14 protein-coding genes are annotated in these 14,354 nt (G+C 68.9%); all 14 read right to left on the reverse strand.

What is annotated here, in order from left to right:
- Window positions 1-47 precede the first annotated feature (47 nt).
- Genes HMPREF3113_RS00160 through HMPREF3113_RS00225 form a run of 14 tightly spaced genes read right to left on the reverse strand, consistent with a single transcriptional unit; the run spans window position 48 to window position 14,343 of the window.
- The gene (locus HMPREF3113_RS00160; RefSeq protein ID WP_070469991.1) at window positions 48-1,289 is read right to left on the reverse strand and encodes a beta-ketoacyl-ACP synthase; all 1,242 of its coding nucleotides are present in this window, start codon (window positions 1,287-1,289) and stop codon (window positions 48-50) included.
- On the reverse strand, window positions 1,289-2,020 hold the full coding sequence (gene fabG, locus HMPREF3113_RS00165) for a 3-oxoacyl-ACP reductase FabG (protein ID WP_070469993.1): 732 nt from the start codon (window positions 2,018-2,020) through the stop codon (window positions 1,289-1,291). The genes HMPREF3113_RS00160 and fabG overlap by 1 nt, the downstream gene beginning before the upstream one ends.
- Window positions 2,017-2,478, reverse strand: coding sequence for a hotdog family protein (locus HMPREF3113_RS00170; RefSeq protein WP_019185484.1), 462 nt, complete (start codon window positions 2,476-2,478; stop codon window positions 2,017-2,019). Before HMPREF3113_RS00170 ends, fabG begins: the two co-directional genes overlap by 4 nt.
- A complete protein-coding gene (locus tag HMPREF3113_RS00175) occupies window positions 2,475-3,662 on the reverse strand; it encodes a beta-ketoacyl-[acyl-carrier-protein] synthase family protein (RefSeq protein ID WP_070469995.1) in 1,188 nt (395 codons plus the stop codon). The genes HMPREF3113_RS00170 and HMPREF3113_RS00175 overlap by 4 nt, the downstream gene beginning before the upstream one ends.
- Window positions 3,659-4,210: a DUF3261 domain-containing protein gene (locus tag HMPREF3113_RS00180; RefSeq protein WP_070469997.1), complete on the reverse strand. Its 552-nt coding sequence runs from the start codon at window positions 4,208-4,210 to the stop codon at window positions 3,659-3,661. The genes HMPREF3113_RS00175 and HMPREF3113_RS00180 overlap by 4 nt, the downstream gene beginning before the upstream one ends.
- On the reverse strand, window positions 4,198-5,439 hold the full coding sequence (locus HMPREF3113_RS00185; RefSeq protein WP_070469998.1) for an NAD(P)/FAD-dependent oxidoreductase: 1,242 nt from the start codon (window positions 5,437-5,439) through the stop codon (window positions 4,198-4,200). The genes HMPREF3113_RS00180 and HMPREF3113_RS00185 overlap by 13 nt, the downstream gene beginning before the upstream one ends.
- A gap of 42 nt (window positions 5,440-5,481) precedes the next feature.
- Window positions 5,482-7,827 (reverse strand): MMPL family transporter, encoded by a 2,346-nt coding sequence (locus HMPREF3113_RS00190; RefSeq protein WP_070469999.1) that lies wholly within the window; start codon window positions 7,825-7,827, stop codon window positions 5,482-5,484.
- Window positions 7,820-8,440, reverse strand: coding sequence for a LolA family protein (locus HMPREF3113_RS00195; RefSeq protein ID WP_070470001.1), 621 nt, complete (start codon window positions 8,438-8,440; stop codon window positions 7,820-7,822). The genes HMPREF3113_RS00190 and HMPREF3113_RS00195 overlap by 8 nt, the downstream gene beginning before the upstream one ends.
- Window positions 8,437-8,859, reverse strand: a complete 423-nt coding sequence (locus HMPREF3113_RS00200; protein WP_070470003.1) for an acyl-CoA thioesterase — start codon at window positions 8,857-8,859, stop codon at window positions 8,437-8,439. The genes HMPREF3113_RS00195 and HMPREF3113_RS00200 overlap by 4 nt, the downstream gene beginning before the upstream one ends.
- Window positions 8,846-10,402 (reverse strand): HAL/PAL/TAL family ammonia-lyase, encoded by a 1,557-nt coding sequence (locus HMPREF3113_RS00205; RefSeq protein ID WP_070470005.1) that lies wholly within the window; start codon window positions 10,400-10,402, stop codon window positions 8,846-8,848. The genes HMPREF3113_RS00200 and HMPREF3113_RS00205 overlap by 14 nt, the downstream gene beginning before the upstream one ends.
- On the reverse strand, window positions 10,392-11,339 hold the full coding sequence (locus HMPREF3113_RS00210) for an LpxL/LpxP family acyltransferase (protein WP_019185492.1): 948 nt from the start codon (window positions 11,337-11,339) through the stop codon (window positions 10,392-10,394). Before HMPREF3113_RS00210 ends, HMPREF3113_RS00205 begins: the two co-directional genes overlap by 11 nt.
- Entirely contained in the window at window positions 11,336-12,121 is a 786-nt protein-coding gene (locus HMPREF3113_RS00215; RefSeq protein ID WP_070470007.1) for a glycosyltransferase family 2 protein, read from the reverse strand. Before HMPREF3113_RS00215 ends, HMPREF3113_RS00210 begins: the two co-directional genes overlap by 4 nt.
- A complete protein-coding gene (locus HMPREF3113_RS00220; protein ID WP_070470107.1) occupies window positions 12,114-13,799 on the reverse strand; it encodes an ApeI family dehydratase in 1,686 nt (561 codons plus the stop codon). Before HMPREF3113_RS00220 ends, HMPREF3113_RS00215 begins: the two co-directional genes overlap by 8 nt.
- On the reverse strand, window positions 13,792-14,343 hold the full coding sequence (locus HMPREF3113_RS00225) for a COG4648 family protein (RefSeq protein ID WP_019185495.1): 552 nt from the start codon (window positions 14,341-14,343) through the stop codon (window positions 13,792-13,794). Before HMPREF3113_RS00225 ends, HMPREF3113_RS00220 begins: the two co-directional genes overlap by 8 nt.
- Window positions 14,344-14,354: the final 11 nt, after the last annotated feature.

Below are 14,354 nucleotides of genomic sequence, written 5' to 3' on the forward strand. Positions count from 1 at the left end.
AGGGGTCTACGGAACGGCCGGCCCGCGACGCGGGCCGGAAACTGCGGTCAATCCTGCCAGCGGCGGAAGATCAACGAGGTGTTGATGCCGCCGAAGGCGAAGTTGTTGCTCATGACGTAGTCGGTCTGCAAGGCACGGCCGTCGCCATGGATGTAATCCAGCGCACCGCAGCGGGGATCGACCTCGTGCAGGTTCAGGGTGGGGGCGAACCAGCCCTCGCGCATCATCTCGATGCTCAGCCAGGCCTCGAACGCGCCGCAGGCACCGAGCATGTGACCCACATAACTCTTGAGCGAGCTGATCGGCACGCCGGGGCCGAACACCTGGTGGGTGGCCTGGGTTTCGGCGATGTCGCCATGCTCGGTGGCGGTGCCGTGCGCGTTGACGTAACCGATCCGGTCGGCAGCCAGGTCGGCATCCTCCAGCGCCAGCCGCATGGCCTGCGCCATGGTCCCGGCGCTGGGCTGGGTGACGTGCTGGCCGTCGCTGTTGGTGCCGTAGCCGACCACTTCGGCCAGGATCGTGGCGCCGCGGGCCTGGGCATGCTCCAGCTCTTCCAGGATCAGCGTGCAGGCGCCCTCGCCCAGCACCAGGCCGTCGCGGTGGGCATCGAACGGACTGGGCGTGGTCTGCGGCGCATCGTTGCGCACGCTGGTGGCGAACAGGGTGTCGAACACGGCGGCGGCGGTGGCGTCGAGCTGCTCGGCACCGCCGGTGACCATCACGGTCTGCTTGCCGCTGCGGATCGCTTCATAGCCCGAGCCCACGCCCTGGCTGCCCGAGGTGCAGGCGCTGGAGGTGGTGTAGACCCGCCCGGACAAGCCGAAGAACACGCCGATGTTCACCGGCGAGGTGTGGCTCATCATCTTCAGGTAGGTGGTGGCGCTGATGCCTTCGGTGGTGTGCTCATGCAGCATCCGGCCGAACTCGGCGGTGGCCTCGTGGCTGCCCGAGGACGAGCCGTAGGCCACGCCGGCCATGCCACTGCGAAGCACCGGATGGCCGAGCAGGCCGGCCGCCTCCAGCGCCAGCTCGGTGGCACGCACCGACATCACCGCCACCTTGCCCATGCTGCGGGTGGTCTTGCGGTTGTAGTTGGACGGCAGCTCGAAATCTTCGGCCGGTGCGGCCAGGCGGGTGTTGAGGCCATCGAAGACCTCCCATTCGGGGATGTAGCGCACGGCATTGGTCCTGGCCTGCAGGCGCGCACGGATGCTCGCCCAGTCCTGCCCGAGCGGGCTGATGGCAGCCGCGCCGGTGACCACCACGCGACGATCGGGGCGGGCCATCAGACCATCCCTCCGTTCACCGAGATCACCTGGCGGGTGATGTAGCCGGCCGATTCGGAGAGCAGGAACGAGACCGCGGCAGCGACCTCCTCCGGCTGGCCCAGGCGGTTGGCCGGGATCAGCTTGAGCGCGTGCTCGACCACTTCTTCATTGACCATCTCGGTCTCGATCAGCCCGGGGGCCACGCAGTTGACCGTGATCGCGCGGCTGGCCAGCTCCAGCGCCAGCGCCTTGGTGGCGCCGATGATGCCGGCCTTGGCCGCGCTGTAGTTGGTCTGGCCGCGGTTGCCGACCAGGCCGGAGACCGACGACAAGGTGACGATGCGGCCGGGCTTGCGCCGGCGCACCAGCGGCATCACCAGCGGGTGCAGCACGTTGTAGAAGCTGTCCAGGTTGGTGTGGATGACCGCATCCCAATCCTCGGCCGGCATCGCCGGGAAGGCGCCATCGCGGGCGATGCCGGCATTGCAGACCACCCCGTAATACGTGCCGTGCGCGTCGATGTCCGCTTCCAGCGCGGTACGCGCGGCATCGCGGTCGCTGACGTCAAACATGAGCATCCGGGCCTGTCGGCCCAGCGCCTGGATCTCGGCCACCACGGCCTGTGCTTCCTCGATGCGGCTGCGGCAATGCACCACCACATCGAAGCCGTCGCGCGCGCAACGCAGCGCCACGGCACGGCCGATGCCCCGGCTGGCGCCGGTCACCAGCACGGTCAGATTCCCTGTCATGCCTCTCCACTCTCCAGATAGGCCATCGCGTCCGTGGGTTCAAACACGGAGACGTTGGCAACCGCCATTTCGATATCGCCCGCCAGGATCCGGCAGGCGAACATGCCCAGGCCATTCTCGCCCAACAACTCGCAGTTCGCCTCCACCCGCAGGCAGCTGCCGGCGGCAAAGAACGGCTGGTGGGCGGTGTACCGGCGGGTGCCAAGCAGGAAGCCGATCGACGGCGCGCGGCCGGCGTGGCGTGCGCGGCACCCGGCCCAGGCGGCGATCGCCTGCGCCATGTACTCCACCCCGACCCAGGCGGGCACGCCATCAGGCGTGCAGAACAGCCCCTGCGCAGGCACGTCCACCTCAACGGCGATGGACTCGTCCTGCCAGGCCACCACGCGGTGGATCAGGCGCATGCTGTCGCGGTGCGGCAGCACCGCATCGATGTCATCGGGCAGCGGCATGCTCATCCTCGCGCCAGGGCCAGCACGGCGTTGCTGCCGCCGAAGGCGAACGAATGGCTGAGCACGTGCTGCAGCGGTTGCGCAGCGCGCGTGCCCGGTGCCACCAGGGCCAGCGCCGGCAAGGCGTCATCGGGCTGCCCGTCCCACCAGTGGGTGGGCAGCTGCTGGTCCGGGTTGTCGGCCAGGGTCATCCAGCACAGCGCCGCTTCGATCGCGCCCGAGGCGCCGAGCGTGTGCCCGGTCAGCGGCTTGGTCGAGCTGGCCGGCACCTGCGTGCCCAGCACCGCGGCGACCGCCTGGCTTTCCATCGCATCGTTGTGACCGGTGGCGGTGCCATGCAGGTTCACGTAGTCGATCTGCGCCGGCGCCAGCCCGGCCCGGTCCAGCGCCTGCTGCATGGCATCGATCGCGCCACGTCCCTGCGGATCCGGCGCGGACATATGGTGGGCATCGGACGATTCGCCCCAGCCGGACAGGCGCACCGGGCCCGGCTCGCGGGTCATCAGGAACAGCGCGGCGCCTTCGCCGATGTTGATGCCGCTGCGGTTTACCGAGAAGGGATTGCAGCGCACCGCCGAGACCGACTCCAGCGCGCTGAACCCGGCCACGGTGAAGCGGCACATCGAGTCCGCCCCGCCGGCGACCACCGCATCGACCACGCCGGCGCGCAGCAGGCGTGCGGCCGACATCAGCGCCTTGGCGCTGGACGAGCACGCGGTGGAGATCGTCCAGGCCGGGCCGGTGCTGCCGATCCGCTCACGCACGAAGCGCGCGGCGGTGCCCATTTCCTGCTGGGCGTAATGGAAATCCGCCGGCCACACGCCATCGCGGTGATAGGTGCGCAGTGCGTGCTCCGACTCGCCGATGCCCGAGGTGCTGGTACCGATGATCACCGCCACGCGCTCGGCACCAAAACGGGCGACGGCGGCATCGACGGCCTCGCGGATCTGGCCGAGCGCAGCGTCCAGCAGGCCGTTGTTGCGGCCGCGCAGGGCGACCGGCAGGTCGGCCAGGTCCGGCAGCGGCGCCTGCACTTCGCCCAGCGCCAGCGTGCGGCCGGGCAGGATGGTGTCGTTGTCGTGCAGCCCGCCGGGCTGCGCCGCGAACAGGCCCTCGCGCACCTGGGCGCGGTCGGCCCCCAGTGCGCAGATCACGCCCAGCTCGTTCAGATAGACCGCGCTGCTGCTCACTCTCGGCCCTGCCCCATGTCCATTGATTCGATCACCAGTTCGTAGCCCTCGGCCAGGTTGCGCAGCCGCACGCGACCATCGGGCAATGTCTCGCGCACCAGCCAGGGTGTGCCGCCCTGGACCAGGCTGCGCACGCCGTCGGTTTCCTGCAGGCTCCAGCCGTCCGGCAGCGCGGCACGGATCGCCGCGGCGGGCCACAACGCGAACTGCAGGTCGTCGAGCACGCGCTCGCCGCGCACCTGCGGCGGCAGCCACGGGGCCCGGGTCTGTTCCAGATGCTGCCCGTCCCAGACCATGCGCACGCCGGTCTGGCCCATCGCCTGCACCGCCAGCCGCACCTGTTCGGCATCCACCTCCAGCAGGGCATCCAGCTCACGCTCGTGGCTGCCGAAGCGGAACTGCAGGCGCTGCTGCAGCTGCACCGCCTGCGGCAATGCCGAGGGCGCCAGCTGCAGCACGGGCAGCTGTACCAGCGGCGTGGGCATGCGGGTGCTGGCGCATGCGGCCAGCAGCAGGCTCAACAACAGGGTCAGGATCAGGCGCTGCACAGTTCCTCCAGCACGCGCAGGCGCCGACCGCTGGCGTCGGCAACGTACGGATTGTTGGTATCCCAGGCATAGCCGGCCAGGATCGAGGAGATCATTCGGCGCACCCCCGGCTGCGGATCGGGATGGTAGATGATCTTCTGGAAGCCACCGGCGTACCAGGCCTCGACGAAGCGCCGGAAGGTTTTCACCCCGGCGCGCAGCGGCACCGAGAAGTCCTGTTCCCAGTCCACCGTTTCACCGGCGTGCTCGCGGGCCAGGCAATCGCTGGCCAGCTGGGCCGATTTGAACGCGATAGTCACCCCCGAGGAAAACACCGGATCGAGGAACTCGCCGGCGTTGCCGAGCAGGGCATAGCCTTCGCCCCACAACGAGGAGACATTGGCCGAGTACCCGGTGATGGTGCGCACCGGCAGCACCGCCCATTCGGCGTTCCCGAGCAGGCGGGCCAGGTTCGGATCCTCACCGACGATGGCCTGCAGCTTCTCCAGATCGGTGCCCGGGTAGCGCGCGAAGAAGCTCGGCTCGGCCACCACGCCCAGCGAACAGCAGCCGTTGGAGAACGGAATCGTCCAGTACCACACGTCCACGTGCTCGGGATGGGTGGTGATCAGGATCTTGTTGCGATCAAAGCCCGCGCCGGCCGGAATGTGGTCGCGCACATGGCAAAAGATCGCACCGCGCACCGGGAAATTCGACGGCGACTCCAGGTCCAGCAGGCGCGGCAGCAACCGGGCGAAGCCGCTGGCGTCGAGAATGAAACCGGCCTCGATGGTGTACTCGCTGCCATCGGGCCGGCGCACCTGCACCTGCGCCGGACGCCCGGGCTGCACGGACAGCACCTCATCACCGAAGCGCAGCGTAGCGCCCATGCGCTCGGCACCGCGCGCCAGCACGTCATCGAAGTCGGCGCGCTGCACCTGGTAGGTGGTGCCCCATCCCGGCGAGAACTTGTCGCGGAAATCAAACTCGGTGGTCGCCTCGCCGCGCACGAACGCCGCACCGTTCTTGTACTGGAACCCGGCCTGCACCACATCCTGCAGCAGCCCGGCCGCCTCGATGTATTCCATGCTCTGCGGCAGCAGGCTCTCGCCGATCGAGAACCGCGGGAACGCCTGGCGCTCCAGGATCAGCACCTGGCGCCCCTGCCGGCGCAGCATCGCCGCCGCCACGGAGCCGGCCGGGCCGGCGCCGATGACGAGGATTTCAGTACGTTCCACCTGCGGGTTCATCGATACATCCTTGATCAGATCATGAGAGGGAAACGCGGTCGCTCAGTGCGGTGCGTCGTGCGGTGGCGGGCGGAACAGCGGCGAGATCAGCCAGACCAGGCCGATGCCGAACAACAGGGTCAAGCCGAAGGCGCGCAGCGCCGGCGTGGCCGACAGCCCGAGCAGGCCGAACGACAACCAGGTGCTGGCCGCGCCCACGCAGACCGCGAGCCAGGCACTGGCATCACCGCGGTGTTCGATCAGGAAGATGCCGTAGTCGATGCCCATGCCGAGCAGCAGCATCAGCGCGAGGACGTTGAACAGTTGCAGTGGCTGGCCGAACAGCCCCAGCAGCGCCAGTGTCAGTGCGCCGGCGATCAGGGTCGGGGCGAGCACGCGCCAGGCCTGGCCGCGGTAGCGCCAGAACAGCACCGCAAACACCAGCGCGATGCCGATCAGCAGCAGCCCGCTCATCAGCTTGCGGTAATGCTTGAGCAGCTGCGAGAAATCGGCGGTACGGTCCACCCACCGCACGCCATCGATGCCCTTGGCCTGTGCTTCCAGCAGCGCCAGCGCATCGGCACGCGAGAGGTCATCGACCATCACCACCGACGCCACGCCCTGCCCGACCGCGCCCAGCCACAGATGTCGGAACGGCATGGCTGCCGGCGAGGCAAGGAAGGCGTCGGCCTGCAGGTCCTGCGCAGCATAGGCCGGGCGCAGCAGTGGCTCACCCACCGCCGCACCGACCCGTGCCAGCACCTGCGGCTCGACCTTGGCGGTCAGGGCCGCATCGGCATGTTGGCGCTGCTGCGAGGGCAGCCAGTCGCTGATCGCACGGTAGCCGCCGATCTGCTTGTCTGCTTCCAGCACGCGCAGGCGGTCGATCAGCGCTTCTTCGCGCTCGAGCACCTGCTCGGCGGTATCACCCTGGACCAGATAGAACTGCGCCGGGCTGGGCATGCCCAGCATCTGGCTGATGCGGATCTGCTGGGCGATCAGCTCCGGTGGCGACGACTGCAGGCTGCGCAGGTCATCGTTGGTCTGCAGGCGCGCGATGCCGATCGCCGAGAGCAGCGTCACCACGCCCAGGAACATCGCCGCCTTGCGCCCATGCAGGCGCGGCCAGCGCTCCAGCGTGGCGCCGAGCCAGCGGGCGAAGCCGGTACGACGGATTTCGCCGCCATCCAGCCACGGGAACCAGAAGATCACGGTCAGGAAGGCGGCGGCCAGGCCCACCACCGAGAACAGCGCCATCTGGCGCAGCCCCGGGAACGGGGCCAGCCCCAGCGCGAGATACGCCAGCGCGCTGGTCAGCAACGCCAGCCACAGGCCCGGCAGCAGATGCCGCAGCAGCTTCCAGCGACGGTCAGCCGGCTCCGCCTGGCGCGAGGCGAACCAGTGGATGCCGTAGTCCTCGGCAACACCGACCAGTGACGCACCAAACACCAGCGTCAGCACATGCACCTTGCCGAACACCAGCACCGTCACCGCCAGCGCGACGCCACAGCCGATCAGCAGCGAGGCGGCCACCAGCAGGATCGGGCGCAGCGAACGGAACGCCAGCCATACCAGCAGCAGTACCGCGGCCAGCGACCCCCAGCCGATCGTATTGATCTCCCAGTTGGCCTGCACGGCCGCGGCTTCCGCATGCAGCGGGACGCCGGCACGCAGCACTTCCAGACCCGGCGCCTGCTTCATGGCGGCCTCGGCGGCGGTGTCCAGCAGCAGGTCGATATGGCGCTCGCCATCGAGCTGGAACGCCGAGCCGACCGTGTCGTACTGCACGATCGACCAATGCTTTCCATCGGCTTCCAGCAGGCCGTCATCGCCCATCTGCAGGCCCGAACCCAGCGCGCGCTCCTGCCACCACTGCGGCCACAGCGAGAGCGGATCCTGGCGCCACTCGGTCAGGCGCGGCGCGCCCATCGGGCCGTACAGCGCCGCCAGTGCCGATTCGGCCAGGCCATCGGTGGGTTCGTTCTGCAGCCGCTCGCGCTGTGCACTGGTCAGCAGGCGGTCGCGATACGGTGTGTAGAACGCCCGTGCCTGATCGAACCAGCCTTCGATCGAGTCGCTTTCCTGGAGCAGCGGGGCAGCGCCCCGCTCCACCTTGATGGCATCGCGGAATGCGGCCTCGGCCGCCTTGGTCTGCGCCGCATCGGTACTGCCCAGCAACACCACGATCTGGCGCGCGTTGGCATCGGCGATACGGCGGGTGACATCGGACAGCAGGCGGTCGTGCGCATCCTGCGGCAACAGCGCGAGGATGTCGGTATCGATCCGCGATTCGCTCTTCCACAACTGCCATTGCTGCACGCCCAGGCCGATCAGCACCAGCAGCCAGGCAATGGCCAGCCAGCGCCAGAGGCGCTGCAGGCGGCCGTTGGACGTCAGCACGTCATTCAAACTTGCGGCCCTCGTCGACGCTCAACGCCGCCGGCGTATCGCTCATGCCGGCAAAGTGGATGCGGGTGACATCCTGGTTGGCCTCGTTGATCTGCACCTCGCGCACGTAGCGGTCACCGCTCAGAGTGAGCTGCGCAAACACCTTGCCGAGCATCGCCGAGCGCGGCGTCAGCTGCATGCGCCAGGCATTGCCGGGCAACACCTCGACCTTGACCGTGAACTGCGCCGACAGCGCCTGCGCATCGCCGCTCATCAACGCGAACATGATCGCGTTGACCGAGCGCATCGCCGGCTGCTGGCGGCCATCCAGTTCCACCCGGCTGCTGCCATCGCTTTGCCGGCTGAGGATGCGGTCGCGGGTGACCACCACCTCGGAGGGGAACGGCTTGAGCGTGGTCCAGACCACCCCGTGGTCCTGGGCCAGCACGAAGCGACCCTGCGAGCGCAGCGGGTTCTTGAACCCGGCGACCTGTTTCTCCTGGGTGAACTCGCCGCGCAGCACGTCGACCTTGGCCACGCGCTGCTTGACTGCCTCCACATCGGTGGCGGCGAACGCCGGGGCGACCATGGCCAGCATCAGCAGCACGCACAGCATGCTCAGGAAACGGTTCATTGCGGTTGCACTCCCAGACGCTCCCACAGCACCGGCGGGCACAGGTAGAGCATTTCATTGGTGGCCGCGTCGACCGCGACCTGGATGGTATGGGCGCGGGTCAGCGTAGTACCGCTGTCCGCATCCACGATTTCATAGGCGATCTTCAGGCGGTTTTCCCACTCGGTGATCGTGGCGCGCACGCGCAGTGCCTGGCCGTACAGCAGCGGGCGGATGTACTTCACCCGCGCATCGACCACCGGCCACAGGTAACCGGAATCGCGCATCTGCGGGTAGTCGTAATCATGGCGCTGCAGCAGGGCGCAACGCGCGATCTCGAAGTACTTGAAATAGTTGCCGTGCCAGACCACCTGCATCGCATCGCAGTCATGGAAGGCCGGCGACAGCGCGACCTCGACGCTCAGATCATTCGTGGACATACAGCTCCCAGCGCCGTGCGCGGATATCGTCCAGCAGGGCGCGCAGCTCGCCATCCAGCGCGCGATCCTCCTCGATCAGGGCGATGCGCTCGGACAGGTCCTGGTACATCGCGGCCAGATCGCCGTGCAGCGTGGCCTTCATGCCGACGCGCTCACGCAGCGCCACGCCTTGGCGGGCGGTGATCAGCAGCGCCGCCACGACCTGCTCGGTCAGCTCGATCACACGCAGGCAGTCGCGCGCGGCGATGGTGCCCATGCTGACCTTGTCCTGGTTGTGGCATTCGGTGGAACGCGAGAACACCGAGGCCGGCATGGTCTGCTTGAGCGCTTCGGCGGTCCACGCCGAGACACTGATCTGCAGCGCCTTCAGACCGTGGTTGATCGCCGCGCGCTCACCGGTGGCGGCCGACAGGTTGGCCGGCAAGCCATGGTTGAAGCGTGCATCCACCACCAGCGCCATCTGCCGGTCGAGCAGGTCGGCCAGATTGGCGATGGTGTTCTTCAGCGCGTCCATCGCGAAGGCGATGTGGCCGCCGTAGAAGTGGCCACCATGCAGGATGCGCTCGCCCTCGACATCGATCAGCGGGTTGTCGTTGGCGCTGTTGAGTTCGGTTTCGATCAGCTGGCGGAAGAACGGCAGGGCGTCCTGCACCACGCCGATCACGTGCGGGGCGCAGCGCAGCGAGTACCGGTCCTGCAGGCGCTGTTCGTTGCGCGGCGGCCGGTCGCTGTGCAGGTCCTGGCGCAGGCGCGCGGCGATCCGGGTCTGCCCCGGGTGCGGCTTGGCTGCGAACAGCATTTCATCGAAATGGTGCGCGTTGCCGTCGCTGGCCAGCACGTTGAAGGCGGTCAGGCGCGTGGCCAGCCTGGTCAGGTAGTCGGCGCGGTCGTACGCCAGGCAGGCCAGCGCCGTCATCACGGCGGTGCCGTTCATGATCGCCAGGCCTTCCTTGGGGCGCAGCCGCAGCGGCGCCATGCCTATCTCGGCCAGCACCTCGGCCGCCGGGCGGCGCGACCCCTGGTACATCACCTCGCGCTCGCCACACAGCACCGCGGCCACGTAGGACAGCGGGGTGAGGTCGCCGCTGGCGCCGACCGAGCCTTCGGCCGGGATCAGCGGCAGCACGTCATGCCGCAGCAGCGTGGCCAGGCCCTGCAGCAGCGGGTGGCTGACCCCGGACATGCCGCGCACCAGCGAAGCCAGGCGCGCGGCGATCACGGCACGGGTTTCCTGCGGGTCCAGGAAACGCCCCAGGCCACAGCCGTGATAGGTGAACAGGTGGTGCGGCAGTTCGGCCACCAGCGCCGGCGGAATGTTCACCGTGCACGAATCGCCGTAGCCGGTGGTCACCCCGTAGATGACGCCGTCTTCGCGCAGCAGGCGATCGAGGAAGTCCGCGCCGCGCTGGATGCGCGCGGTGAACGCGGCATCGTCGGTGACCACGGCCTGGGCCTGGCGCTGTGACAGCGCGACCACGTCTTCGATGGTCAGCGGCGCATCGCCGAAGCGGACGGAGGGTGCCTGATCGGCCTTACTTGCCATGAGATGCCTGATCCCAGAAGGGGAAGAAATTGAACCAGTCCAAGGGTGCCTGGGTGACCTGAACTTCCAGCCACCGGGCGAAATGTTCCGCCTGCGCGGTCAGCGCGGCGTCACGCGAACCGCGCGGCAATACGATGCGGTCGGTGAACTGTTCAAAGCGCACCTGGTAGCCACGCCCGTGATGCAGGCAGGCCATGGTGTAGACCGGGCAGGCCAGCGCGGCGGCCAGTACATAGGCGCCGATCGGGAACTGCGCGGTGTGGCCGAGGAACGGGGCCGGCACGGTGCGCCCGCCACGCAGCGGCACGCGGTCGCCGACGATGGCCACGAAACCACCCGCCTCGACCCGGCGCTGCAGCTCGACCGCGGTGGCCGGGCCCATGTCGGTGACCTGCAGCAGCTCCACCGAGGCCAGCGGATCGAGCCGCTGCATCAGGCGGTTGAAGCGCTGCGCGTGCGCGGTGTGGACCAGCACGGTGATGTGGAAGCCCGGCACCCGCTCGGCCAATACCTGGCACAGCTCCAGGCAGCCGATGTGCGCAGTTAGGATCAGCCCGCCTTCGCGGCGCGCGATCTTGTCCAGCACCAGGTCGCGCTGCAGATGGATGTGCTCGGGCGGATAGCGGCCGCCCAGGCCGAGCAGCTTGTCGAGCATGGTGTCGGCAAACAGCGCGAAGTGCTTCAGGCTCTGCCAGCGCCCGGGTGCCGAGGGGAACACGCCGGTATGGGCCTGCAGGCGCTCCAGGTACTGCAGCGACGATTCGCGCGCGACCCGGTTGCTCAACCAGTGGCAGAGCACCACCGGGTACACGCACAGCCGGAACGGCCAGCGGCCGAACCAGCGGTGCACCCAGCACAGGAACAGCACGCCGGCGGCCGAGGTGGACTCGCCGATGTCGGCCCAGTGCGGGGCACTGCCGGGGGCGGGCGTGGTCATGCGCCGGGCCCTGCGATGCGCTGCCACAGCAGCCGCGGCGCGCGCCACAGCATTCCGACGAACAGGCGCGCGTGCATGCGGCTGATGCGCACGTTGTCGCGCCACACATCGAAGTGCGAGACGCCATCGCTGGGATAGGTGACGGCGGTCGGCACACTGATCACCTTCACCCCACGCCAGAACAGCCGCACCAGGATTTCACTGTCGAAATCCATGCGCCGGCCGATGGTTTCCTCGCCCATCAGGCGGATCACCGGGGCCAGTGGATACAGGCGGAAGCCACACATCGAGTCGCGGATCTGCAGCGACAGCGTGTTGATCCAGACCCAGATATGCGTGGCGTAGCGACCGTACAGGCGCGCCTTGGGCACGCTGGCGTCATAGCGCGGGATACCACAGATCACCGCCTCCGGCTGCGCCTGCGACAGCGCGACGAAACGGGGGATATCGGCAGTCTCGTGCTGGCCGTCGGCATCTATCTGCAGCACGTGGCTGTAGCCCAGGCGCGCGGCTTCGGCAAAGCCGGCCAGCATCGCGCCACCCTTGCCCTGGTTCACCGCCAGCCGCAGCAGCGTCACCTGCGGTGCGTGCTCGCGGGCCAGCGCATCAAGCACCTGCGCGCACTCCCGGTGCGAGCCATCGTCGACCAGCAGGCACGGCTGCCCACTGGCCAGCACGCCCTGCACCACCGCACCGATCGCATGCGCGTGGTCGTACACCGGGATCACCACCAGCGGGGCGAAGGCCGACCTGCTCATGCCGTCACCGGAGTCATCACGCATCACCAAACACCACCCGGCCGCTGGCGTGCACGCCATGGACGGAGACGTAGCGGAAGCTCATCGCCGACCTGGCCGCATCCCAGCCCAGGCTCAGCTGCAGGCAGTCGCCCGGGCGGGCCACGTGCTGGAACTTGACCGCGTCCATGCGCAGGAACTGCGGCGGCATCGTGAATGCGCTGCGGCCGTAGTGGATCGCCCAGTCCAGCTGGACCACGCCGGGCAGGATCCTGGCCTGCGGGAAGTGCCCGTCGAATGCGACCAGGTCCGGATCCAGCACGAGCTGCAGCGAGGCGCTGGTGGCATCGCGCTGCTGCCACTCGGGGGTCGGCATCAGCGGCCGGAACAGGGCCGCCAGTGCCGCGGCAGTAACCTTGCCCTGCGCGTTGAGCGGCAGTTCGTCGATGAAACGCCAGCGGCGCGGCCGGGTCACGGCATCGTGGCTTTGGGCCAGATGCGCGCCGAGCTGCTGCGCCTGGCGGCGGCGCTGTGCATCGTCCCAGTTCGCGGCGCCCGCCGCCTGCGGCACCACCACGGCGGCCAGCTGTTCGCGCGCGCCCGGCAGCACCAGCACGCGCACGTCCTGCACCGCCGGGTGCGCACGCAGCTGCTGTTCGAGGGCGTCCAGCGAGACGCGGCGCTCTTCGATCTTGACGATGCGGTCGGCGCGGCCGAGCAGCCGGAAGCTGTGGCCGTCATCGGCGACGGCGCGGTCCTGGGTCAGCCACCAGTCGTCGTTGTCCAGGTGCGGCGAACGCACCGCCAGGCAACCTTCCTCGATCCGCCAGGCAACGCCCGGCAACGGATGCCACTGCGGCTGGGCGGCACTCCAGCGCCGCCAGGCCACGCCACCGGTCTCGCTGCTGCCGAAGACCTCGGTCGGGGCCACGCCCATCAGGGCGCGGACCTGCAGCGCCGCCTCGGTCGGCAGCGGGCCACCGGAGGAGAACACCGCACGCAGCTGGCCGCCCAGCGAGGACCAGTCCAGCTGTTCGGGCAACCGTTTGAGGTGGGCCGGGGTCGCCACCAGCACCGACGGCTGGCCGCCCAGCGCGCTGACCAGATCCTCATGGAAAAACCGGCGCGGCTGGATCGCGCGGCCGGCCACCAGCGGCCACAGCACGCGGAACAGCAGGCCGTAGATGTCCTGGTGCGAGACCGTGCCCTGCACCTGCGCGCCGTCCATCTGCTCGCCGAAGGCGGCCTGCAACGCATCCACCTCGCGGGTCAGCTGGCGCATGCGTTTGACGATCGCGCTCGGCGCACCGGTGCTGCCGGAGGTGAACACCACCAGTGCCAGTGCGGCTTCATCCAGCGGTTGCAGCACGACGGCGGGATCGACCTCCGGATCCGGCTGCAGCGGCGCATAGCGCGCCGGCACGTCACCCGCAAAACCGGCCACGCGCGGGCTCAATCCTTCCAGCGTGGCCGGCAGGTTGTCGCCTCCGAGGAACACGCGCTTGCCGGCATGCCACGCCCCCAGCAGGGCGGCGGCGAAGGTGAGCGTGTCATCGAAATACAGCGCCCAGTCGGTGCCGGGCGCGCGTGCGAAGGCCTGCTGCCAGCGCAGCACCTGCGTGCGGAACTGCGGATGGTCCACCACGGTGTCGCCGGCCATGCCGACGATGCGGCCCGGGCGCGGCACCAGCGCCAACCGGTCCAGTGCGATCCACTCAGCCATGCGCATGCGCCGCCTTGACCCGTCGCCGGACCAGCCATTCCCCACCAAACAGAGCACCCATCATCACGTACGCCAACAATCCGTTGTAGAACGCCCAGACCTGGTTGGACGCCCACAGCGCCGTGGCCAGGGCCAGACTTCCGTTGAGAACAAAGAAGCCGCACCAGATCCAGGTGACCCGGCGGGTATAGATCACGGCGAACGGCGGCAGGTCCGGCTCGCTCAGCCGCGCCAGGCGCTCCACCGCGCTGGGGCCGAAGCGCAGGCTGGTCGCGAAGATCACCAGCATCACCGCATTCACCAGCGCCGGGTACAGCTTCAGCGGCAGCGCCTGGTTGAAGGCCGTGGCGACCAGGGCGAGCACGCCGGTACCGAGCGCGGCCACCCACCACACCGCCTGGCGGGTGGTCAGCGCGCGCAGCGCGGCCAGGGTGAACAGCAGCAGCGACAACCAGCGCGGCTCGAACCGGCCCAGCGACAGGTACACCACCAGCGGGTATGCCAGCGACAGCAACGCAAACGCCGCGACGCGTACCCGGACCATGGTCAGTCTTC

This window comes from Stenotrophomonas sp. HMSC10F06, assembly GCF_001807865.1.
GTDB lineage: Bacteria > Pseudomonadota > Gammaproteobacteria > Xanthomonadales > Xanthomonadaceae > Stenotrophomonas > Stenotrophomonas bentonitica_A.